This window comes from Trichococcus shcherbakoviae, assembly GCF_963666195.1.
Taxonomy (GTDB): domain Bacteria; phylum Bacillota; class Bacilli; order Lactobacillales; family Aerococcaceae; genus Trichococcus; species Trichococcus shcherbakoviae.
The window spans coordinates 17,570-41,075 of sequence record NZ_OY762653.1 but is presented as its reverse complement, the minus strand read 5'-3'; the positions used below and the strand labels follow the sequence as shown (position 1 = coordinate 41,075).

At 47.8% G+C, this 23,506-nt stretch carries 20 protein-coding genes; 2 read left to right on the top strand and 18 right to left on the bottom strand.

Going from position 1 to position 23,506, the window contains the following annotated elements:
• Window positions 1-12: 12 nt before the first annotated feature.
• The 3 genes from deoD to ACKPBX_RS00165 are packed head-to-tail and all read right to left on the bottom strand — an operon-like array spanning window position 13 to window position 1,599.
• Window positions 13-714: a purine-nucleoside phosphorylase gene (gene deoD / locus ACKPBX_RS00175; protein WP_319995663.1), complete on the bottom strand. Its 702-nt coding sequence runs from the start codon at window positions 712-714 to the stop codon at window positions 13-15.
• A 21-nt stretch (window positions 715-735) separates the two neighbouring features.
• On the bottom strand, window positions 736-960 hold the full coding sequence (locus ACKPBX_RS00170; RefSeq protein ID WP_319995662.1) for a YozE family protein: 225 nt from the start codon (window positions 958-960) through the stop codon (window positions 736-738).
• Window positions 961-975: 15 nt separating this feature from the next.
• A complete protein-coding gene (locus ACKPBX_RS00165) occupies window positions 976-1,599 on the bottom strand; it encodes a YpmS family protein (RefSeq protein WP_319995661.1) in 624 nt (207 codons plus the stop codon).
• 183 nt (window positions 1,600-1,782) lie between these two features.
• Here ACKPBX_RS00165 and trhA point away from each other — a divergent pair, with 183 nt between their 5' ends.
• Complete coding sequence (gene trhA / locus ACKPBX_RS00160; RefSeq protein ID WP_233436786.1) at window positions 1,783-2,433, top strand: PAQR family membrane homeostasis protein TrhA; 651 nt, start codon at window positions 1,783-1,785, stop codon at window positions 2,431-2,433.
• Window positions 2,434-2,493: 60 nt separating this feature from the next.
• Here trhA and ACKPBX_RS00155 read toward each other — a convergent pair whose 3' ends face one another.
• The 15 genes from ACKPBX_RS00155 to truB form a co-directional block, all read right to left on the bottom strand.
• Window positions 2,494-2,982 carry a dihydrofolate reductase gene (locus ACKPBX_RS00155; RefSeq protein ID WP_086628014.1) on the bottom strand — a complete coding sequence of 163 codons (489 nt, stop codon included), beginning with the start codon at window positions 2,980-2,982 and terminating at the stop codon, window positions 2,494-2,496.
• Window positions 2,983-3,084: 102 nt separating this feature from the next.
• Window positions 3,085-4,032 (bottom strand): thymidylate synthase, encoded by a 948-nt coding sequence (locus ACKPBX_RS00150; protein ID WP_119092992.1) that lies wholly within the window; start codon window positions 4,030-4,032, stop codon window positions 3,085-3,087.
• Window positions 4,033-4,051: 19 nt separating this feature from the next.
• Entirely contained in the window at window positions 4,052-5,947 is a 1,896-nt protein-coding gene (locus ACKPBX_RS00145) for an ABC-F family ATP-binding cassette domain-containing protein (RefSeq protein ID WP_319995660.1), read from the bottom strand.
• A 191-nt stretch (window positions 5,948-6,138) separates the two neighbouring features.
• Window positions 6,139-7,815, bottom strand: coding sequence for a formate--tetrahydrofolate ligase (locus tag ACKPBX_RS00140; RefSeq protein ID WP_319996442.1), 1,677 nt, complete (start codon window positions 7,813-7,815; stop codon window positions 6,139-6,141).
• A gap of 161 nt (window positions 7,816-7,976) precedes the next feature.
• The gene (gene ahpF, locus ACKPBX_RS00135; RefSeq protein ID WP_319995659.1) at window positions 7,977-9,509 is read right to left on the bottom strand and encodes an alkyl hydroperoxide reductase subunit F; all 1,533 of its coding nucleotides are present in this window, start codon (window positions 9,507-9,509) and stop codon (window positions 7,977-7,979) included.
• Window positions 9,510-9,520: 11 nt separating this feature from the next.
• Window positions 9,521-10,081 (bottom strand): alkyl hydroperoxide reductase subunit C, encoded by a 561-nt coding sequence (gene ahpC / locus ACKPBX_RS00130; protein ID WP_086628018.1) that lies wholly within the window; start codon window positions 10,079-10,081, stop codon window positions 9,521-9,523.
• 390 nt (window positions 10,082-10,471) lie between these two features.
• Window positions 10,472-12,295 carry a translation elongation factor 4 gene (lepA, locus tag ACKPBX_RS00125; RefSeq protein ID WP_086628019.1) on the bottom strand — a complete coding sequence of 608 codons (1,824 nt, stop codon included), beginning with the start codon at window positions 12,293-12,295 and terminating at the stop codon, window positions 10,472-10,474.
• A gap of 391 nt (window positions 12,296-12,686) precedes the next feature.
• A complete protein-coding gene (locus ACKPBX_RS00120; RefSeq protein WP_319995658.1) occupies window positions 12,687-14,333 on the bottom strand; it encodes a phosphoenolpyruvate carboxykinase (ATP) in 1,647 nt (548 codons plus the stop codon).
• A gap of 214 nt (window positions 14,334-14,547) precedes the next feature.
• Window positions 14,548-15,690 carry a molecular chaperone DnaJ gene (dnaJ, locus tag ACKPBX_RS00115; protein ID WP_119092997.1) on the bottom strand — a complete coding sequence of 381 codons (1,143 nt, stop codon included), beginning with the start codon at window positions 15,688-15,690 and terminating at the stop codon, window positions 14,548-14,550.
• 99 nt (window positions 15,691-15,789) lie between these two features.
• The gene (dnaK, locus tag ACKPBX_RS00110) at window positions 15,790-17,610 is read right to left on the bottom strand and encodes a molecular chaperone DnaK (protein WP_140185829.1); all 1,821 of its coding nucleotides are present in this window, start codon (window positions 17,608-17,610) and stop codon (window positions 15,790-15,792) included.
• Window positions 17,611-17,655: 45 nt separating this feature from the next.
• Complete coding sequence (grpE, locus tag ACKPBX_RS00105; RefSeq protein ID WP_319995657.1) at window positions 17,656-18,192, bottom strand: nucleotide exchange factor GrpE; 537 nt, start codon at window positions 18,190-18,192, stop codon at window positions 17,656-17,658.
• Window positions 18,193-18,214: 22 nt separating this feature from the next.
• Window positions 18,215-19,249: a heat-inducible transcriptional repressor HrcA gene (hrcA, locus tag ACKPBX_RS00100; protein WP_319995656.1), complete on the bottom strand. Its 1,035-nt coding sequence runs from the start codon at window positions 19,247-19,249 to the stop codon at window positions 18,215-18,217.
• A 135-nt stretch (window positions 19,250-19,384) separates the two neighbouring features.
• Window positions 19,385-20,515, bottom strand: a complete 1,131-nt coding sequence (gene hemW / locus ACKPBX_RS00095) for a radical SAM family heme chaperone HemW (RefSeq protein WP_086628025.1) — start codon at window positions 20,513-20,515, stop codon at window positions 19,385-19,387.
• Entirely contained in the window at window positions 20,516-21,478 is a 963-nt protein-coding gene (gene ribF / locus ACKPBX_RS00090) for a riboflavin biosynthesis protein RibF (protein ID WP_319995655.1), read from the bottom strand.
• Between the two features lie 22 nt (window positions 21,479-21,500).
• Window positions 21,501-22,412: a tRNA pseudouridine(55) synthase TruB gene (truB, locus tag ACKPBX_RS00085; protein ID WP_319995654.1), complete on the bottom strand. Its 912-nt coding sequence runs from the start codon at window positions 22,410-22,412 to the stop codon at window positions 21,501-21,503.
• A gap of 172 nt (window positions 22,413-22,584) precedes the next feature.
• On the opposite strand from truB, the gene ACKPBX_RS00080 reads away from it, so the two are divergent.
• A complete protein-coding gene (locus tag ACKPBX_RS00080; RefSeq protein ID WP_319995653.1) occupies window positions 22,585-23,436 on the top strand; it encodes a fatty acid kinase binding subunit FakB in 852 nt (283 codons plus the stop codon).
• The last annotated feature ends 70 nt before the right edge of the window (window positions 23,437-23,506 follow it).

Sequence of the window (23,506 nt, the reverse complement as noted above, 5' to 3'; positions counted from 1 at the left end):
CACCTCTTTAGATTATAAGATAGATTCCAAAGCAACAAGCATCATGTCGTCGAACGTTGTTTCACGCTCTTCGGCAGTCGTTTCTTCCCCGGTCAGGATATGATCGCTGATCGTCAACAAAGCCAAAGCTTTCCGGTTGTATTTGGCGGCCAGCAGGTACAGTCCGGCAGCTTCCATTTCCACGGCCAGAACGCCATAGTCAGCCAATTTCTGTTTGTCCAACTCTTCGTTGTAGAAGCGGTCCGAGGACAGGACATTGCCGACGTGGACGGATAGATTCCTTTCCTTCGCGACCATGTAGGCATTGTGCATCAGTTCAAAGTTGCAGATCGGCGCAAAGTTGACTTGGCCGTTGAAAGTATTGCTGACGACGCTGGAATCTGTTGTCGCTCCTTGGGCAATGACGATATCGCGGACATGGATATCTTTTTGGATCGCACCCGCTGAACCGACCCGGATCAGGTTCTGCACGTTGTACTCGGTGATCAGCTCATTGGCGTAGATCATGATGGAAGGCAAGCCCATGCCAGTGCCTTGGACAGAGACGCGCTTGCCTTTGTATGTCCCTGTGTAACCGAACATATTCCGGACCGAATTGTACTGCTCGACGTTCTCCAGATAGGTCTCCGCGATGTACTTCGCTCTTAATGGGTCGCCCGGCAACAGGACTGTTTCCGCGATTTGCCCAGGTTTTGCTGCGATGTGTGTACTCATTTCATTTCCTTCTTTCTTTATCTAATTTCTGTTCCTTTCGACGTATACTTCAAACAACTCATCAAAGACGGACATGAACTCTGTATACTCTCCGCTCAACTCCAGGTAATCGGCAAGTTCGTGATAATCGGTCATTTGCTTCGGAAAACCGATATCCTCGGAAACCCGATTCGCGAATGCTGTTTTGTCGTCTTTTTTGTATGGGTCTCTATACGTGAGAATGAAAAGGTAAAAAGATTGTTTCATAAATTAGGCCTCTTTCTATTCTATCAAATTTTCTGTAGGTATGCTTACTTCAAATGAATATTCTTTTGTCTTTTTATCGATGGAAAGCAAACGGATGGCACTTTCTTTAGGAAGATCCATACCGGCCAAGTTCATCAGCACCGTTTCCGAGTCCGCATCCAAACTGACGAATGCCGGCAGCGTCAAAAATTGAGCCAACAGACTCAAGGCTTCTTTTTCGGGCAAAGACAACCCGCCCAGAGAAATGCCCGTCACCTTCATCTGCAGATTGCCGTCCGTTGTCGCATGCGGCTCCCCTGATAAACTAAACGGAACTGAAAGCCCCAGCAGCACTGTTTCACCTTTTAAAGTCACCACATCCGTGATTTCCACCGAATACCCGGTCAGACTCTCCTCTGATTTCATATATTCGTTGGCGATGACAGCCAATTCGGTATTGCTCAGGGACACTCCTACCGAAAGCTGATCCTCTGATTGCGCCGTGACTTGTGCGTCAGTTGCAGTTTGAACGGGTTGTTCCATCGTGATTTTTGAGAATAGCCAAACCACAGCGATGACCAGCACGAGCGCCAAGCTGATGAAAGCAATTTTCCATGGATTCGGGCTGCTTTTCACACTTCTTTGTTGATTGGTTTCCATTCTATTCGCCCCTTTCAAAATATTCCCGTGAAACTTTCTGTCATTTCCAGGTGGGAGAGATACTCTTATTTGCTTAAAGCTTACCATTTAATATGCTATAATGCATTCAGAAGGACGTTGTTGGAGACTGTTTTTTTATTTGGCCAAAAAACAATTGCTGACAGGCAACAAGGAGGAATGAATGTGACTACTTTTCCGCAAACAGAAGGCAGACGCAAAATCATCGTAAATGAAGTGTTGAATGCCGTAACACATGGAATCGGAACCTTGCTAAGCATCGCTGGATGCGTCTTACTCATTTTGAAGGGGTCCCAATCAGGTGATGTTACAGAAGTCGTTGCTTATGCCATTTATGGTGCTTCGATGATTTTACTATTTCTGTCGTCGACGCTCTACCACAGTTTCAGTATGACCCGGTTTCAAAAGATTTTCCGCTACATCGATCACGCAGCCATCTACTTGTTGATTGCAGGGACGTATACGCCGTTTTGCTTGATTGCGGTTCGCAACGGCCAAAGCAGAGCCTTGTTCATTGCCGTTTGGGCAATCGCAATCATCGGGATTATCCTGAAGATCTTTTTCGTCGGAAAATTCAACGGGATTTCCACTATCCTATACTTGGGTATGGGGTGGATGGCGCTGTTCATCATTCAACCGATGTACCAGACACTCGGCCTGAACGGCATTGTGCTCATCGGTTTGGGCGGTTTGAGTTACAGTTTGGGGACTATTTTTTACTCGAACAAAAAATATGGCTTTATGCATGTCATTTGGCACCTCTTCGTTTTGGCAGGCGCCGCTTTCATGTACTTTGGCATCTTATTGTACGTCTAAAAAATCAGAAAATGCAAAAAGTGGGCTGACTCCAAAACATTGGAGTCAGCCCTTTTTTACTTATTTCACCCGTTTGAACACTTTGAATTCATGTTCATAGCGGTTTTTGTCGTCGACAACGCCTCCGGTTGACGAGGCTAATTCCCACTCGTTCCAGTCGGTTGTCGGAAAATAAGTGTCCCCGTCAAAGTCGGCATGGATGACGGTCTGGTAGAGGGTATCCGCAAAAGGCAGGAACAGCTCAAAGATCTCGCTGCCGCCGATGATGAACAGTGTCTCCTCTTCGTTATCCAGCGCCAATACTTCTTTGACGTCATGCAGGACAGTAACACCCGGATGAGTGTAGTCGGTTTGCCTCGTCAGGATGATGCTTTCCCTTTTCGGCAGCGGGCGTGATCCCATCCCCTCGAACGTTTTTCTGCCCATCACGATTTTGTGGTTCAATGTTTTCTCTTTGAAATACTTCAGATCATTCGGCAGGTGCCAAGGCAACGTGCCGCCTTTTCCGATGATTCCGTTGTCGTCTTCAGCCCATAATAATGCGATCATCTTATGTTTTGCCGCGCAGCCGAGCTAACGCCCGGATCGATCAGAAGCCTATATGGATCCTGATGGCGGCAGCCTCCTTTTCCTCGATAGGATGAAATAATTTTATACAGCGATCGGCGCTTTGATGCCTGGATGGCTCTTGTAGCCCTCCAGGACGATATCTTCTTTTTCCATTTCAAAAATGGATTTCTCCGGATGCTTCAGCACCAGCTTCGGCAAAGCGAAAGGCTCCCTGGAAAGCTGCAGCTCAATCTGTTCGATATGATTCAGGTAAAGATGGGCATCCCCAAATGTGTGGATGAATTCCCCGACTTCAAGCCCTGTTTCGTTTGCGATCAAATGCGTCAACAAGGCGTAGCTGGCTATATTGAAGGGCACACCCAAAAAGATATCCGCGCTTCTTTGGTACAGTTGGCAGCTAAGTTTCCCATCCGTGACATAAAATTGGAACAGGGTGTGGCAAGGCGGCAAGGCCATTGAAGGGACGTCTTCCGGATTCCAGGCCGAAACCATCAGCCTTCTTGAATCAGGGTTCGTTTTGATCATTTCGATGACATCGCTGATCTGATCGATGAATTCGCCTTGCGTCGTTCTCCAACGGCGCCATTGGGAACCATAAATGTTGCCCAATTCGCCGTGTTTGGCTGCGAAGGCTGCATCCGTCAAAATCGCTTCCCGGAATTTGGCCATTTCGGCAGCATAGATTTCCTTGAAACCTTCTTCCTTCAGGACGCGGTGACCAAAGTCATCCATATTCGGCCCAGCGTAATCTGCTGATTTCACATAGCGCTCGAATGCCCACTCATCCCAGATGTGGTTGTTGTTTTCCAACAAATATTTTATGTTCGTGTCGCCCTTAAGGAACCACAGCAGTTCGCTCTTGATGAGGCCGAAAGCGACTTTCTTTGTCGTCAGGATTGGGAAGCCCTCAGCAAGGTCGAAACGCATTTGATGCCCGAAGATGCTTTTCGTGCCGGTTCCGGTACGATCGTGTTTCGTAGCGCCTGTTTCCAGGACGGTTCTTGCTAAATCCAAATATTGTTTTGTCATCATTGTTCTCCTATGTACATTAATCTTTGGCGAACTGACTGAGGTATTCCCAGCGTTCCCATTTTTCGGCAAGCGCAGCTTCTGCGTTGTCCAGTTCCTGTTGTAATTGGGTCAACTGTGCGAAGTCCGAAGTATTTTCGGCCATTGCACTTTGCACTGTCTGCCCTTTTTCCTCAAGCGCGGCAATGTCGTCCTCGATTGTTTCCCATTCCTTCTGCTCCAAGTAGGTCCATTTGGTCTTTTCCGCTACCGCATCCTGAGTCGGGACAGGTGTTGCCGCTTTTTTGTTTTGCTGTTTAGCGGTTTCGCTTTCCTTTTGACTGGATACCAGCAAATATTCGCTCATATCCCCAAAGAATACGCCCGGTTTGCCTTCATCGTTCAGGATCAACAGCTTGTCGGCCACTTTATCCAAGAAATAGCGGTCATGCGAAACAGTGATGACGGCTCCGCCGAAGCTGTTCAAGTAATCCTCCAATACCGTCAGCGTATCGATATCCAAGTCGTTCGTCGGCTCATCCATCAGCAGCACATTCGGTTTTGTCATCAGCAACTTCAATAAGTAAAGGCGACGCTTTTCTCCTCCGGATAACGAACTGATCAGGCTGCCGTGTGTTTCGCGCGGGAAGAGGAATGTTTCCAGCATCTCCTTGACGCTGACGACGATGCCGTCGCTTAATTTCACCTCTTCGGCGATTTCCTGCAGGTAATTGATGACGCGCTTATCGTCAGGGAGCACTTCGGAAAGTTGTTTGTAATAGGCTATTTTGACGGTCTCTCCGACGATAAGATTCCCGCTGGCAATTTCTATTTCGCCTGCCAACATATTCAGCAAGGTTGTCTTGCCTGCCCCATTCTTGCCGACGATGCCGATGCGATCGTTCGACTGGAATATATAGGAAAAATCGTTGAGGACTTGTTTGTCTCCGGCAAAAAGCGAGATGTGTTCCAGATTGAAGACGCGTTTGCCCAAACGGGAACCATCCAACTGGATTTCGAGTTTGGCATCGGTCGTGCTTTGTTGGGTGACCTTTTCCAAATCCTCAAATCGGTGGATCCGTGCCTGTTGCTTGGTCGTCCTCGCTTTGGCGCCCTTGCGCATCCATTGCAGTTCGCTCTTGTACAACTTCAGCTGTTTCTCGTCCATTTTTTGCTGGATGGCTTCGCGTTCGCTCTTCTGGAGCAAATAGTCTTCGTAGTTTCCTGTGTAGACTTCCACTCCGCCGTTCTTCAGTTCGATGATTTTTGTCACAGCATTCTCAAGGAAGTAGCGGTCATGGGTCACCAAAAGGACGGAGCCTTTGTATTGGGCAAGATAGTTTTCCAACCAAGTGATCGAATCCATGTCAAGATGGTTGGTTGGTTCATCCAGCAACAACAAGTCCGGCGCTTGGATCAACACCTGCGCCAAGCCGACACGTTTCCGTTGTCCACCGGATAGCTCGCCTACTTTTTTCGTGATGTCATCCAAACCCAACCTGTTCAGGATGGATTTGATCTGAACCTCCGTTTGCCAAGCGTTTTGCGCATTCATGTCGGCCTCTGCTTTGCTGTATCGGTTCTGATAATCCGGATTCAGACTGTCGTTCACCAGCAATTCCAAAGCTTCCTCGTAGGCACGGACCGTCTTGATGATGGGCGCTTCGCCTTCATAGACCGCTTCAAAAACAGTCGATTCTTTGTTCAGTTGGGGTTCTTGCGCCAAGTAACCGACACGATAATCACTAGGCACGTCCAGGTTTCCGGCATCCGGGGTTTCGATTCCCGCGATGATTTCCAGCAAGGAACTCTTTCCGGTCCCGTTCTGACCGATCAGGCCGATATGTTCGCCTTCACGGATTGTGAAGGATATTTTATTGAAGAGTTTTTTCATCCCGTAGGATTTTTCTAACTCGATGGCGTTAAAGTCTTTCATATATGGCATTCATCCTTTGTTTTCAATCCATGTCGTTTTATGTTCAGGGATCTTGATAGTCTCTTGACATTGTAACATATCCGGCTGGGCAGCGGGACATTGAAGGCCCAAAAATCAAGCCGTATTTCAGAAGCACTTTTCGTCAAAAAAATAGAGAGGTTTCCCTCTCTATTTTTACGATTTTTATGAAATTAGAACAATCCGGTAACGACTCCGTCTTCGGTGACGTCCATGCGCAAAGCAGCCGGTTCTTTCGGCAGACCCGGCATGGTCAGGATATCCCCCGTCAAAGCAACGACGAACCCGGCTCCGATTTTAGGAACAAAGGAACGGATGGTGATGTCGAAGTTTTCCGGACGGCCGATTGCTTTCTGGTCATCTGACAAGGAATACTGTGTTTTTGCCATACATACCGGCAAACGGTCCCAGCCATTCTTCTTGTACTGACGCAGTTGGTTTTTGGCTTCTTTGGAATAGATGACACTTTTGCCGCCATAAATTTTGGTGACGATCGTTTCGATTTTTTCTTCGATGCCGCTGTCTTCCGCCACATATAGGGGAACGAAAGCTTTTGTGTTTTCATCGATTGCATTGACGACAGCGTTCGCCAACGCTTCTCCACCTTCAGCGCCTTTTGCCCAAACCGCTGTCTGGATGCATTCGACTTCCTGCGAGGCACACAAGCTGACGACTGCTTCAATTTCCGCCGCAGTGTCGTTCGTGAATTCATTGAGCGCCACGACGACAGGCACACCATACTGTTGCATGTTTTCGATATGCTTCTGCAGATTTGTGAAGCCGGCTTTGACCGCCTCGACATTTTCGCCGCTGTTGAGGTCTTTCACCGACACCCCCCCGTGCATCTTCAGCGAGCGTACGGTAGCCACGATAACGACTGCATCCGGGCTCTTGCCTAGTTGCGGTACTTTGATGTCCATGAACTTCTCAGCGCCCAAGTCGGCTCCAAAACCGGCTTCCGTAATGACGTAATCGGCCAATTTCAAGGCTGTTTTGGTTGCCAATACGCTGTTGCAGCCGTGCGCGATATTCGCGAACGGTCCGCCATGCACAAATGCCGGTGTATGATACAACGTTTGGACCAGATTCGGCTCCAACGCATCCTTCATCAGCAAGGTCAATGCGCCTTCCACTTTCAAGTCTCTGACAGTGACGGGTACGCGGTCAAACGTATAACCGATGACAATGTTCCCGATCCGGTTCTTCAGATCCGTCAGTGAAGTCGATAAGCAAAGGATCGCCATGATTTCGCTCGCTACAGTAATATCGAAGCCGTCTTGGCGGGGAACGCCTTGGATCGGTCCACCCAGCCCGATGACGATGTTGCGCAAAGCACGGTCGTTGATATCCAATACGCGCTTCCAAGTGATCCGGCGTTGATCGATGTTCAAGGCATTGCCTTGTTGGATATGGTTATCGATCAAGGCTGATAACGTGTTGTTCGTCGCCGTGATGGCATGCATGTCGCCGGTGAAATGCAGGTTGATGTCCTGCATAGGTTGCACTTGCGAATAACCGCCGCCTGCCGCTCCGCCTTTAACGCCCATGGTTGGCCCTAATGAAGGTTCGCGCATGGCGATCATTGCTTTCTTGCCGATGCGTGTCAGCGCATCGCCTAGGCCGACTGTTACGGTCGATTTGCCTTCGCCAGCCGGGGTAGGATTGATGGCAGTGACAAGGATCAACTTGCCGTCTGCCTCTTCATTCAAGGAATTGATTTTCTTGATGTCCACTTTTGCCTTGTATTTGCCGTACAGTTTCAGATCATCTTCTGTCAGGGAAAGGGTTGCCGCTACTTCTTTGATCGGAAGCATCTCATTTGCTTGAGCTATCTCGATATCCGTCTTCAAATCCATCACTCCAAATTCTTCATGTTTACATACATTTTAGCACACAGACCAGTAGAAAGAACGTGTTTTATGGCCATTTTCTTGATAAAACTGCTTACATTTACCACAAATAAAAAAATCCAGAAAGGAATTCAAAATGAAATCCCTTTCTGGATTTGAGCTTATTGACGGATCAGGTGATCGAATGCGCCCAAAGCGGCAGTCGCTCCGGCACCCATCGAGATGATGATTTGTTTGTAAGCACTGTTTGTGCAATCTCCGGCAGCGAATACGCCTTCCAGATTGGTTGAACCGTGGTTGTCGACGATGACTTCGCCGCGTTCGTTCAAGGCAACGCCGGAATCCTTCAACCAAGTCGTGTTCGGGACCAAGCCGATCTGAACGAATACACCTTCGAGTGCGATGGTGTGCTCTTCATTCGTTGCGCGGTCCACGTAGGAAATGGCTTCCACTTGATCGGTACCGGTGATCGCTTTCGTCGCCACATTCGTAATGACTGTGACGTTCTTCAAAGCATGGACACGATCCTGCAGCACTTGATCAGCTTTCAATTCCGGCAAGAACTCAAGCACGGTAACATGTTTTGCCAAACCGGCCAGGTCGATCGCCGCTTCTATACCGGAATTGCCGCCGCCGATGACAGCAACGTCTTTGCCTGCAAACAACGGACCATCACAATGCGGACAGTTTGTGACGCCTTTTGTGCGGAACTCTTCCTCACCGGGCACGTTGACATTGCGCCAATGCGCGCCGACTGTAAGAATAGCCGTCTTGGCTTTCAGCACTGCACCGTTTTCAAGTTCGACTTCGATCAGGTCATTTTTACGGATACTTTGAGCGCGTTGGCCTTTCATGATGTCGACCTTGTACTGATTCACATGTGCTTCCACTTGCGCCATCAGTTTCGGGCCTTCCGTGTAAGGCGTCCCGATCATGTTTTCGATGCCGACAGTGTCCATCACTTGTCCACCGTAGGTCTCAACGACCATGCCGGTATTGATGCCTTTACGGGCAGCGTAGATGGCAGCACTGTTGCCTGCCGGTCCTCCGCCTATGACCAGAACGTCGAAGATGTCCTTATCGGCGAACTCATCCGCACTTGTCGGACCGGCAGCTTTATCGATCAATTGCTCGATCGTCATGCGCCCGCTGGCAAACTCTTCCCCGTTAAGGAAAACAGTCGGTACAGCCATTATTTTCTTCGCTTCTATTTCATCCTTGAACATACCGCCCTCGATCATAACGTGCGAGATTTTCGGGTTCAGCACGGACATGATGTTCAATGCTTGGACAACATCCGGGCAGTTATGGCATGTCAAGCTGACATAGGTTTCGAAATGGAGTTCTTTGTCGATCGCTTTGATGCGCTTGATGATGCTGTCATCCACTTTAGGAGCTCTTCCGCCTACCTGCAGCAAAGCCAGGATAAATGAAGTGAACTCATGACCCAACGGAAGACCGGCGAATGTGATGCCGCTTTCCGTTTCCGGACGTGTGATCGTAAAACTGGGTGTACGGGTCAAGTTTGCTTTTTCGAAGGTGATCTTCTCCGACATAGCGGCGATTTCCTGCAAAAACTCACTGACTTTGCCGGAATTTTCATCCTCGCCAAGACTGGCTTTGAAAACCACATCCGATTCCAACAGTTCCAGATATTGGCCGAGTTGCCCTTTTATTTCTGTATCTAATGCCATGGGAAGCCTCCTTAAATTTTACCTACCAAGTCCAAGCTAGGTTTCAATGTTTCCGCGCCTTCTTTCCATTTCGCAGGGCAAACTTCGCCTGGATGGGTGCGGACATATTGGCCTGCACGGATTTTGTCGATCAAACCGCTTGCGTCACGGCCGATGCCGTCAGCATTGATTTCCACTGCCTGCACGATGCCGTCCGGATCGATGATGAATGTCCCGCGTTGTGCCAAGCCTTCTTCGTCCAAGACATCAAATCCGATTGAAATCGCATGCGATGGATCTCCGATCATGGTGTATTCGATTTTTCCGATGGCTGGTGAATGGTCGTGCCATGCTTTATGCGTGAAGTGTGTGTCGGTTGATACGGAATAGACCTCTACACCCAACCCTTGCAAGGTTGCATATTGGTCTTGAAGATCTTCCAGTTCAGTCGGGCAAACGAAAGTGAAGTCCGCAGGGTAAAAACAGACGATGCTCCATTTTCCTTTTAGGTCTTCCGATGAAACTTCAATAAATTCACCTTTGTGATAAGCATTCGCTTTAAATTCCACTATTTCTTTTCCGATTAATGACATTTCAATTCCTCCAATTAGAATAATTATTTTAGAATAATCCCTATCAATAACTATATAGAATCCGTCATTATCGGTCAAGTTTTAACACTTGAGAACTATAATTATTTTTCCATTTTTGGAAAGATTGGATTTAATCATCCGAAAACCTTTAAATACATAGGGATTCCTGATTCGAAAAGTTGCCTGCCATTCAGGGGGATGTCAGTGGAAATGTAATGCTAGACGAATTATTGCTTTAAAAGCCCCGGCAGTCCGCTGAAAAAAACAAATGCTATTCTCAATTAGGCATGCACATTCTCAATTGAAAAAGAACGTACCTGAATTGTATGCTTATCCAGGTACGTTCTCTAATTGTATTTGTTCCAAAGAATCTACAGACTCCCTTTCGGGTTAGTCCTCGTCCATCTTCAGAACGGCCATGAAGGCTTCTTGAGGGACCTCGACGGATCCGACTTGCTTCATGCGCTTCTTACCTTCTTTTTGTTTATCAAGCAATTTGCGTTTACGGGAAATATCCCCACCGTAACATTTAGCCAGTACGTTTTTGCGCAAAGCTTTGATGGTAGTCCGTGCCAGGATCTTGTTGCCGATCGTCGCCTGGATCGGAACTTCGAACTGTTGGCGTGGAATCAATCCGCGCAGTTTTTCTGTGATTATTTTCCCGCGGGCATAGGCGAAATCGCGATGCACGATCAAACTCAAGGCATCGACTGCTTCCCCGTTCAAGAGGATATCCATCTTGACCAGTTTGCTTGGGCGGTAGCCGATCAATTCATAATCAAGTGAAGCGTAACCCTTCGTGCTTGATTTCAATCTGTCGAAGAAATCAAAGATGATTTCTGACAAGGGCATTTCATAGACGACATTGACGCGGAAATCATCCAAATAATCCATCGTAATGAAATTGCCGCGTTTCTTCTGGGCGATATCCATGACGGCACCGACATAATCATTCGGCACCATCATGCTTGCTTTGACATACGGTTCTTCGATACTTTCGATGGTTGTCGCATCGGGCATTTCCGAAGGGTTGTCGATTTCCAAAAATTCGCCATCGGTTTTGTTGACGCGATAAATAACAGATGGTGCTGTCGTGATGATATCCAGATCGAATTCGCGCTCGATCCGTTCCTGGATGACGTCCATGTGCAGCATGCCCAAAAATCCGGTACGGAAACCGAAGCCGAGTGCTTGCGAAGATTCCGCCTCGAACTGCAAGGAAGCATCGTTCAGTTGCAGTTTTTCCAAAGCTTCACGCAAGTCATTGAAGTCCGACGCATCAACAGGGTAAATACCGCAGTACACCATCGGATTCATTTTACGGTAGCCGGCCAGGGCTTCGCTGGCGGGATTGTTCGCCAAAGTGATTGTGTCACCGACCTGCGTATCTTGGATCGTTTTGATGCCGGCAGTCAAATAGCCGACGTCCCCGACCATCAAAAAGTCGCGCTTGATCGGTTTCGGAGAGAAAATCCCTACTTCGATGACTTCGTACTCTTTACCGTTAGCCATGAATCTGATCATATCGCCTGGGCGGACCACACCATTTTTGATCCGGATATTCAGTACGACTCCCCGGTATGGGTCATAGACCGAGTCAAATACCAAAGCTTGCAATGGCGCTTCCAGATCACCTTCCGGAGCCGGTACTTTTGCGACGATCTGTTCAAGCAATTCAGGGATGCCCAAGCCGATTTTCGCGCTCGCCAAAACCGCATCGCTGGCATCGATTCCGATGACATCCTCTACCTCAGCCCTGACACGTTCAGGATCTGCGGCAGGCAAATCGATTTTGTTGATGACAGGTACGATTTCCAAGTTGTTGTCCAAAGCCAAATAAACGTTGGCGAGGGTTTGTGCTTCGACCCCTTGCGCTGCATCCACTACCAGAATAGCCCCTTCGCAGGCTGCCAAACTGCGGGATACTTCATACGTAAAGTCGACGTGTCCCGGTGTGTCGATCAGATGGAAGATGTAATCTTCTCCGTCGTCGGCTCTGTAGGTCAGTTCGACGGCGTTTAGTTTTATGGTGATGCCTCGTTCTCTTTCGAGGTCCATGGAATCCAATAATTGTGCTTGCATATCACGATCGGCGACTGTATCAGTCATTTGGAGAATTCTATCCGCCAATGTGGATTTCCCATGGTCAATATGGGCAATGATGGAAAAATTTCTTATCTTTTTTTGTCGTTGCTTCATCTCTTCTAAGTTCATTATCGTTGCTCACTTTCTCTGACGTCCATTCGTTCACTTGAAAATTATACCAATCTAAAGCATTTATGACAAGACGCCGCCTCAGATTGGCAAGTCTTTCTCACTTTTGTTTGGATAATAAGTGAAAAAAGAATCCGGAGGCTCCCCACCGGATTCTTTCCTGAACACATAAAGCAATAAGTCAATTTTATTAAACTAAAAGCGCATCACTGTAGGTGCTCCACGAATTTTCAATATATTCCATGCATTCAACATTGATGTCTAGCTACACGGGTTAGCCCTTCGGAAATTAGATAAATCGTGCCTATTGCGCTCTACGATGCTCAGTCGGCACGATTTCCTAAATTTCTTTCAGGGCTGAACGAACCCGTTCCGCTTTTCCCACTTAAACTTAGAAAGCATCAATGATATTTTGCAATGCTTGGATGGATTCATCAGGCAGCGGCATACTCGGATGGGCAGCATTGAATTCTTCCAAGAAATCCTCCCGCAATTGCATGCGTCTTCTCACCAACTTCGTATAGTCTTTGTCTTCAAAATCGGGATTGAAGCCTTCTACCGGCAGATAGCTGAGATGCGGTGCAGCACCGAATGGCACGAATGATGCTGTCCCTTCAACGACACTTTCGATAACGCCTAGAGACACTTCCTTCGGTATTTTTTTACCCATGAAAAATCCGGTATTGATGATGTAGCAGTCAACCTGTTCGTGAGACAACAATTCTTTGAAGCCGTCATAATCCTCAACCAATGGATAGACCCGGAACGGATTTGCGAATGGTTCGATGACCAGTGTATCGGTCGACTCGCCTTTCTTCAACGTTTCAGCAGTCGTACGTTTCGTAGCCAGCGTCGTGCCGAAAGTTGCCGCCAAGACAGCATCGTCCACCTTCACCAACGGCGGCAAAGCATCGTCCTTCATGATCCAGTAGACAGCATTGATCGGTTCTTCGAACTTATCCACGCGGTTCGGAGTGGAATAGCGTGATTTGACTGTACGTCCGTTGCCGTTGCGGATATCTTCGGTGACCAGCACAATTTTGCCGTCATGATCCTTTGTCACTCCCACATTCTGGACAGTAACGAAATAGTTCTGTTCAGGATGATCGGCGGGATAATCCTGGGTTTTATCGAAATAGGAAGGTTCCAACGCGATGGAGGATCCATCCGTCAAATCGATCAGGAAGGCATCGTCATGCAGCACTTTCACTTCATATTTGTTGTCGTGCTTCGAATGGGTCAATGTCGATTTGCCAGAACCCGAAAGCCCGAAGAAGGAAGCGACATACGAACCGCCATTAGGCAGACGGAAGTGTTTTTGGCCACCATGGCAAGCAACGTATCCATTGCGATGACCGGTTCCCCAAGCCAGCGTCAATGTGCCTTTTTTGAACTCACCGAAATACTGCATTCCGAGGATACAGGCCACGTTTTTATCTGGCTCGAAGATAGCCACACCGAGCGGATAATCCGGATGGCGCCAGTCTGGATCCGTGTAGATGTAGATATCGCCTTCGTTGTAAGCTTTCGAATGGGCATACATTTCCTGATATTCCGGGCTTTCCCACTGGAAGTTCAATAACCAGGAGTAGAGATTGTTTTCGTTTCCTTCGGGAAAGGCGATGTGCGCCTTGATGATGAAATCTTTATCCAAGCCTACATAGCCTGTCGCTTTATAATAATGGCGCAGTCTGTTTTGATAAATGACATCCATGATGATGGCTTGAAGTATTTCGTCCTCTTCCTTGTTCTCGCCGATGATCCGTTTGGCGCGGGCAGTCCGGCCAATGATTCTGCCGCCGTTTTCGACAAGGACCTTGGCATCCTCAGGCAAGCCCAATTCTTTTGCATGCAGCACAGGCAGGTCGGTCACGACCACACCTGCAGCGTTCAGTGCGAGTTGATAGGCTTCCGTCATGTCCGTGACTTCCTGCATGTTTTTGCCATAAAAAGCTGTTTCGACCGTTGTCCGGAATTTCGTAAGTAAAGGGTTGGACTTCTTTAATTCGGATCTATTGAACGATTCTATAGTAGCCATTTAAGTCACCTCTTTTATTTGATAGTTCCATTATAATCCTATTTCAGCAAAATGTAACCCCTTACATCAAGAAATTAGAGAATATTTATTCTTTTTCTATAAAAAAAGTGTTATTGGTCCTCATGTTAGTTACAAAAACTCTAACAGAATAGTCTAGGGACAAAAAAAGAACCGGTGCTTTGCTGTTTCCAACGCACCGATTCTTTTGGCTTATTTATTTTTTATTTTTGAAGGCGTCCTTAACTTTATCAAAAAAATTGGCGTCATCTTCCACCAACGTATCGCCGCCTGCTGCTGCGAATGCGCGGATTGCCTCTCTTTGCTTCTCGCTAAGGTTCTTCGGTGTGACGACAGTCACTTTGACGTGCTGATCACCATTTCCGGTTCCACGCAAGCGTGGCGCCCCTTTGCCTTTCAGGCGGAAATTCGTGCCCGTTTGTGTCCCGGCAGGAATCTTCAGCTTGACCTTGCCATGCACGGTCGGCACTTCAATCTCATCACCCAAAGCTGCTTGAGCGAAGCTGATCGGAAGCGTGTAATGGATCTCTGTCCCTTCGCGATCGAAAATATCGCTTGGTTCCACTTGGAAAACGACATAAAGATCACCATACGGGCCGCCATTGCTGCCGACTTCGCCCTGTCCATTCAAGCGCATCTGTTGTCCATCGTCGACGCCTGGAGGGATGGTGACAGCCACAGAGTGATCGGCTTCGACATGCCCGCGTCCGTGGCACGTTGTACATTTATCCGTGATTTCCTTACCCGTTCCGGAACAGACATCACAGACTGCTTGCGTCATCACACGGCCGAAAGGCGTATTTCTTTCGACACCGACCGCTCCGGAACCATGACATTTCGAACATGTTTTCGGCTGCGTGCCCGGTTTTGCGCCTGAACCACTACATGTTTTACATTCTTCATCACGTTTGTAACGGATGGTTTCTTTCTTCCCGAATATCGCTTCTTCAAATGTAAGATGGATACGGTATTGTAAATCAGACCCTTGACGGGGAGCATTCGGATTTCTGCCGCGACCGCCGCCGCCTCCGAAAAAGGAATCAAAGATATCTTCAAAACCGCCCGAGAAACCGCCGAAGCCGCCGCCACCATAGCCTCCGCCTGCGCCAAAGTTTGGATCGGTGCTGGCATGGCCGTATTGGTCATAGGCTGCGCGTTTATTGCCGTCGCTCAATACTTCGTAAGCTTCAGCAAGCTCCTTGAATTTGTCTTCTGCGCCCGCTTCTTTGTTGACATCCGGGTGGAACTTCTTGGAAAGTTTCCGGTAAGCTTTTTTTATCTCATCGTCTGTGGCATCCTTCGACACACCCAAGACATCGTAATAATCTCTCTTCGCCATTGTTTCGCCTCCATTGATTGGCTTCATCTGAACATTTTATCTCTATACAGTGAGAGAAGCCAATGCAGTTAAGCGTTGGCTTCCTCTCGTTAGAGTTGACTATTTGTCGTCTACTTCTTCAAAATCGGCATCAACGACACCGTCGTCAGTTGCTGTGTCATGCGCACCTTCTTGTTGTTGCGCTTGAGCAGCTTGCTCATAAAGTTTGACAGTCAGGTTTTGGACAAGCTCATTCAAAGCATCACGCTTCGTTTTCATTTGTTCCAAATCATTTGCTTCGACTGCTGCTTTCAGTTCGTCTCTCGCTTCTTCAGCTTTCTTCACTTCATCAGCGTCGACTTTTCCGTCAAGCTCTTTCAATGTTTTGTCGGTTTGGAAGATCAATTGATCCACTTCGTTGCGCAATTCAACTTCTTCTTTGCGCAATTTGTCTGCTTCAGCGTTAGCTTCTGCATCTTTCACCATTTTTTCGATCTCTTCGTCGGTCAGACCGGAAGAGGATTTGATGGTGATTGTTTGTTCCTTTTGAGTTCCCAAGTCTTTCGCGCGAACATTGACGATACCGTTTTTGTCGATATCGAATGATACTTCGATCTGAGGAACACCACGAGGAGCTGATGGAATATCCGTCAATTGGAAACGACCCAATGTTTTGTTGTCTGCTGCCATCGGACGCTCACCTTGCAGGACATGCACATCAACAGCTGGCTGGTTGTCGGCTGCAGTCGAGAAGACTTGTGACTTGCTTGTAGGGATTGTTGTATTGCGGTCGATCAATTTAGTGAACACGCCACCCATTGTTTCGATACCCAATGATAAAGGTGTTACGTCCAACAATACGATGTCTTTAACGTCACCGGAGATGACTCCGCCTTGGATAGCAGCGCCCATTGCGACAACTTCATCCGGATTAACGGATTTGTTTGGCTCTTTGCCTGCTTCTTTGCGGACTGCTTCGATGACTGCAGGGATACGTGTTGAACCGCCGACAAGGATGATTTCATCGATTTCGGAAGTTGATAGACCTGCATCCTTCAATGCTTGGCGTACAGGACCTTTTGTACGTTCAACCAAGTCATAAGTGATTTCGTCAAATTTAGCGCGGGTAAGCGTCAATTCCAGGTGCAACGGACCTGCATCGCCGGCAGTGATGAACGGCAAGCTGATTTGTGTTGAAGTCACGCCAGAAAGATCTTTTTTGGCTTTTTCAGCAGCGTCTTTAAGACGTTGTTTCGCCATTTTGTCGTTTGAAAGGTCGATTCCGTTTTCTTTCTTGAATTCCGCAACCAAGTAGTCGATGATTTTGTTGTCGAAGTCATCTCCGCCTAATTTGTTGTCGCCGGCTGTACTCAATACATCGAATACGCCATCGCCCAATTCAAGGATGGAAACGTCGAATGTACCGCCGCCCAAGTCGAATACAAGGATTTTTTCTTCTTTGTCCGTTTTGTCCAAACCGTATGCCAAAGCTGCAGCAGTCGGCTCGTTGACGATACGCTCAACTTCCAGTCCGGCAATTTTACCAGCATCTTTAGTCGCTTGACGCTGTGCGTCATTGAAGTAAGCTGGGACTGTGATAACGGCTTTATCGACTTTTTCGCCTAAGTAGTCTTCTGCGTAGCCTTTCAGGTATTGAAGGATCATCGCTGAAACTTCTTGTGGTGTGTAGCTCTTGCCCTCCACTTCCACTTTGTAGCCCGCAACGCCCATGTGACGTTTGATCGAACTGATTGTGTTAGGGTTTGTTACTGCTTGGCGTTTTGCAACTTCGCCCACTTGGATTTCACCATTCTTGAAGGAAACGACAGATGGTGTCGTGCGATTTCCCTCTGGATTTGGGATGATTTTAGCTTCTCCGCCTTCTAATACTGCAACAGCTGAGTTTGTTGTACCTAAGTCAATACCGATAATTTTGCTCATGATGTTATTCCCCTCTATATGAAATTTTTATGTTTATCAATACAATTATTGTGACACAACGACCATTGCTGGTCTTAACACACGTTCCTTCAAAGCGTAGCCTTTTTGAAATACCGCTACGACTGTATCAGGCGCTTGCCCTTCGGCAGCCGGCAGTACTTGGATCGATTGATGGAAATTCGGATCGAAAGGCTGACCGATCGGATCGATCGAAGTGATGCCTTCTTTGGCGAAAGCATCAGTGAATAGATTCATGACCATTTCCAAACCTTTTTTCAGGTTCAATGATTTTTCATCTTCCACTTCAATTTCCAAAGCTCTTTCCAAACTGTCCATCACCGGCAACAATTCCTGCGCCAATGACTGGGAACGGTATTTCGCCGCATCCTGTCTTTCTTTCGCGTTGCGCTTCTGGATATTGGCAAGTTCAGCCTGCAGGCGCAACAAACGGTCTTCCGTTTCGGACAAGGTTGCTTTCAAGGTTTCAACCTCACTTGCTTCCGCAACCGTCTCTTGACTCTCGACAACCGTTGTATCAACGGTCGCTTGTTCCTGATCCACTAATTCTTCGTTATTGTCCACTTCAAAATCTCCTTTGTCGTGCTTATTTGTTCAGATCATTCAAGCTATCAGAAAGTTCGTAACGCATAAATTTCATGATACTGATCATTTTTTGATAAGGCATATTGGTTGGCCCCAGTAATGCGATCAGGCCCTTACCGTTGCCGGCCGTGTCATAGGTAGCCGTGATCAGGCTAAAATTATGCAACAGCTCATTGTCCAATTCCGTTCCGATCTTGACGCCGACGCCGTCGTTTGGGTTTGAAAAAAGCGCATGGATGTCCGGAGACCCATTCAGCATGCTTAAAATGGCCTTGACTTTGTTCTTGTCCATCGTCGCATCCAAATGGTTCAGAAGGTTCATGCTGCCGCCCACATGGAAGCGGTCATGCTCCAACTTCGCCACGATGTCATTGAAGATCGCCGTGAAATCGATTTTTGCATCGACGTACTTCCGGATAATCACCGGAATGTCCGTTTGCAGTTTGATGAATACTTCCTGCAGCGTGCGGCCTACAAGTTCCTGATTGAAGATGTTGACGATTTTTTCTATCTCAGTGGCCGAGAAGCCTGGCGAAACAGAAAAAATCTGATTTTCCACATGTCCTTTATCAGTCACCAAGATGGCCATCACATGTCCTTCATTGAGCGCGACCAATCGGAAACCCGTCAATCGGCTGTCCTTTGTTTCAGGACCGATCGCCAAAGCGGTATAATTCGTCAAAAACGACAACATTTCAGCTGATTTTTCGACGACCTGCTGGACTTCCCGGTAAGGATTCTGAAAACCATGCTTGATCGTCTGTTTGACATCGTCAGCGACTTCTTCGCTTTCTTTGCCCATTAGTTGGTCGACATAGTAACGGTAGCCTTGGATGGAAGGTATCCTGCCGGATGAAGAATGCATCTTTTCCAGGAACCCCAGTTCTTCGATCCGCATCATTTCGTTGCGGATCGTGGCGGAACTTAGAGACAAAGCAGATTCCTTCAGAAGCGTCTTCGATCCGATAGGCTCCTCGAATTCGATGTAATGCCTGACAATTAAATCCAAAACTAGCAACTGTCTTTCTGTTAACAAGATTTTCACCTCACTTTAGCACTTGACCTTAATGAGTGCTAACCATAAATAAATTTATCATGGGTAACAGGCTTTGTCAACGGAATACAATCATTTTCCATAAGATTATGGGCACGCCAAAGGCAATTAACGGATTCACATCAAGAAAGAACGGAATACTTCGTTGCCTAGGAAAACGCCTCTTTGGGTCAAACGGATCCTGTCGCCATCGACCAGCAGCAGGCCGTCCGCGACCAAATCCGCGATGACGGCAGCATACTGGTCCAACAGCGGGGTCTGGAATTTCTCGGCAAAATGTTTTTGGCTGACGCCCACCATCGTGCGCAGACCCAGAATCATTTCTTCTTCCATCTGTTCATTTTTTGATAACCTCTGCTCACGGATGATCGGCAGACTGTTCTCGCGCAATGGCGCCAGATACTGCTGGATCGGTCCATGATTGTGGTAGCGGATCCCATCGATATAGCCGTGCGCTCCGGCTCCGAAACCAAAATAGGACTCATTTTTCCAATAGGTGAGATTGTGCTGGGATTCGTAGCCCGGCAACGCAAAGTTGGAGATTTCGTATTGATTCCTGCCGTTTTTTGACATCGTCTCGATAGCCAGTGCATACATATCGGCTTCCGTGTCCTCTGAAGGCAACGGCAATTTCCCTTGACGCATCAAGTTATAAAACACCGTCTTGTTCTCAAGGATCAAGGCATAGATCGAGTAATGCGGCAAATCCAATTCCAGAGCTTTTTTCAGACTGTCTTCAAAATCAGCCATCGTTTGGTTCGGAAGGCGGAAGATCAGATCGATGGTCATGTTTTCGAATCCGGCTCTGCGGGCATCAGCCACGGAAGTGTATACCTGCTCGGCTGTGTGGATGCGGCCGATTTTTTTCAGGATGTCGTTATTAAAGGATTGCACCCCCATGCTCAAACGGTTGACCCCATAATCACGCATGATCTTCAGCTTCTCGAACGAAATACTTTCCGGATTGGCTTCCATCGTGAACTCGGCTCCCTTCGGCAAGGAGTAGGTGCTACGGATGCCGTTCAACAACTTCTCCAACTGGCGCTCATTCAGCGTCGTCGGTGTGCCGCCGCCGATATAGAAAGTGCTGATCTCTTCTTGAGGGTGCAACTGCTTCGACAACTGCATTTCCTTTACCAAAGCATCAACGTATTCATCGACCGGCTGGCCTTCCAGGAACACTTTATTGAAGTCGCAATAGAAACAGATGTGTTCGCAGAAAGGGATATGCAAATAAGCCGCTGCCATTTAGAGGGTCACCTCATCCAAGGGGTGATCCTTAAAATAGGCGATCGTATCCGCTTCATCACTTTTAAGCTGCGCGATCAGTTGGTCGACGCCCGAAAATTTGATTTCGCTGCGGATAAAATGGTGCCATCTGACGGTTACATCCTCGCCGTAGATCATTTTATCGAAGTCCAATATGTACACTTCCACGGTTTTGTCGCGGTCAGCTTCAAACGTGATATTGTGCCCTATCGAAGCCGTGCCGCGGTACCAAGTTCCGCTCACTCTGATGCTCACGATATAAACGCCATTCCTTGGCAAGCGTGTGTGTTTTTCGGTCTGGATATTGGCAGTCGGGAAACCCAATAACCTGCCGCGCGCATCGCCATGGATGACGGTGCCGTCGATCTGATAGACATAACCTAAATACGCATTCGCTTTCTCCATATCCCCTTCGGCTAACGCTTCCCGGATATGCGTGGAGCTGATTTTTTCGGCTTCGTTCTTCAATTCGGCAACTTCGATGACTTCGAAGCGGTCTTTTGCATAGTTCACCAATTGCTTCATATCAGCAATTTCTCTTGGCCCATAGGTGTAATCGAAACCGGCGACGACTGCGGCAGCATGCAAGCCGCAAATGTATTGGTCGACAAATTCCTGCGGTCTTAATGAAGCAAAGGCAGATGTAAAAGAGATGACGAAAAAATAATCAACGCCCAGGCTCTCCAATATTTCAGCTTTGCGGTTGACGGTCGACAAATACTGCATCGTTTCCGGGTTCATCTTCTGGAACACGATGCTAGGGTGATGATTGAAGCTCATGACGGCAATTTTGAGGTTCTTCTTTTCGGCAACTTCCTTTGCCCTTTTGATCACTTCTTGATGTCCTCGATGGACGCCATCAAAGTATCCCAACGCCAACACGACTTGCTCGTCCGGTATCATTTTTTGGTCATAGGGATGATGTATATGCATTATTTCCATTGCGTAAGCAACTCCTTGCTATTTAAGATAGGAACATTTTTCTGGGTTTGATGAAACCGGCTTTGGTCGGATGCGGTTCGTACATCGCCACGATTTTGCCCTGATAGGTGAATAAGACAGGTGCGTCAATTGTTGCGAAAGGTCCCTCTTTCGGAAAAACCGCACCATTTTTCACCTTATCCCACAGCTCATCATCAAGCGCAATCTGCCGATACGTTTCGAATACCGAGTCGATCGGTTTCAGATGCGCGTCAATTTCGTCGTTCACCATTGCTTCAGCAACTTGCTGCAGCGTCAGGCAATCATCCTTCGTGAAGGACCCGCTCATCGTGCGGGTCAGGCTTGACATGTATGCCGGGTAGCCCAAGGATGCGCCCAGATCGACGGCCAAAGTCCGCACATAGGTCCCTTTTCCGCAAGTGACCCGGAAGCGCCAAGACATCGTTTGGTCTTCGGCATGATAGACAGGTTCTGAAATCCGATCAAAACTCATGACCTGGATGTTTCTTTGCGGCCTTTCGACGGTCAACCCTTTGCGGGCGTATTCGTACAGCCTTTTTCCGTTCACCTTGACCGCGGAATACATCGGCGGAACTTGGATGCTTTCGCCAACCATGGCTTCCATCGCTGCATCGATTTCAGCCAAAGACAGAGCTTGATCGACCGGTGTCTTTGCGATCGTTTCGCCTTGGCTGTCCTCAGTCGTCGTGGCGACGCCGATAGTGATTTCCCCTTCATAAGCTTTATCCGTGTCCGTCAAAAACTCGACGACTTTTGTGGCTTTCCCGATGCAGATCGGCAAAACGCCATCAACTTCCGGATCCAAAGTTCCGGTATGCCCGACTTTTTTAGTTTTCAGTATTTTTCTCAGTTTGAATACGCAGTCGTGACTTGTCATGCCGCGCTCTTTCCATAAAGGTAATATTCCGTCCATATGTCTGTAACCTACTTTCTTCTACAACTAACCTATTATAGCATAATCTATTGTACACATAAAAACATCCACAATGGAAGAATATGCTTACGATGATAACGATAATTGCGTTACTTTTTTTGTGAAATCTGCTATGCTTAAGGAAATACGACTGTACTTAAGGAGAATCATCATGCCAAACTTCAAAATTGTGACCGATTCCACAACGGAATTGTCCGCAGAAGAAATTGACAGATATGGAATCACCGTAATCCCGCTTTCATCCATGATCGATAACGTGCTGTATTACGACGGCGTCACCATAACCAAACCCGAGTTTCTTGAAAAAATGATGAACAGCAAGGAGTTGCCAAAATCATCCCAACCAGCCATGGGCACATTTTTGGATAAATACAACGAATTGACAGCAGATGGCAGCGAGGTTTTGTCCATCCATGTAACCGAAACGCTGAGCGGAACCGTGAATTCTGCTCACCAGGCGGCTAAACTAGCCCATGGTAAAGTCACCGTCATCGATTCGAAATTTTGCGCAAGAGCTACCGCCTTCCAAGTGTTGGAAGCAGCGAAATGTGCCGCTGAAGGATTGACAGTGGCGGAAGCATTGCCTCGGGTCACCGCAGTTAAAGACCGCACCCTGCTTTACATCTCCATCGTCAACCTGGAAAACATGGTCAAGGGCGGACGCATCGGAAAAACGATGGGCCGCATCACAACGCTGCTGAACATCAAAGCGAACCTGAAAATGATCGACGGCGCATTGACTACCGATATCAAAGGCCGCGGCACGAAAGCGATCGTCAAGCGCTACGAAGAAATTATCGAAGAGCTGAAGCAGAAATACTTGGATGTTGAAGCGATCGGCATCACGCATGACGGTTTGTCGGAGTATTCGAACCAAATCATCGGCATGCTGAAGGCTGCCTTCCCCAACGCCCGGATGCACACATCCTACGCCAGCGCCAGCGTCATGACCCACGCCGGCCCCGAAGCCGTATCCTTCCAATTCCTGATGAAAAGTAATTAAAAGCGGAACGGGTTCGTTCAGCTACGCAAAAAATGCCGCTATCTCCCGAATCGGAATAGCGGCATTTTTT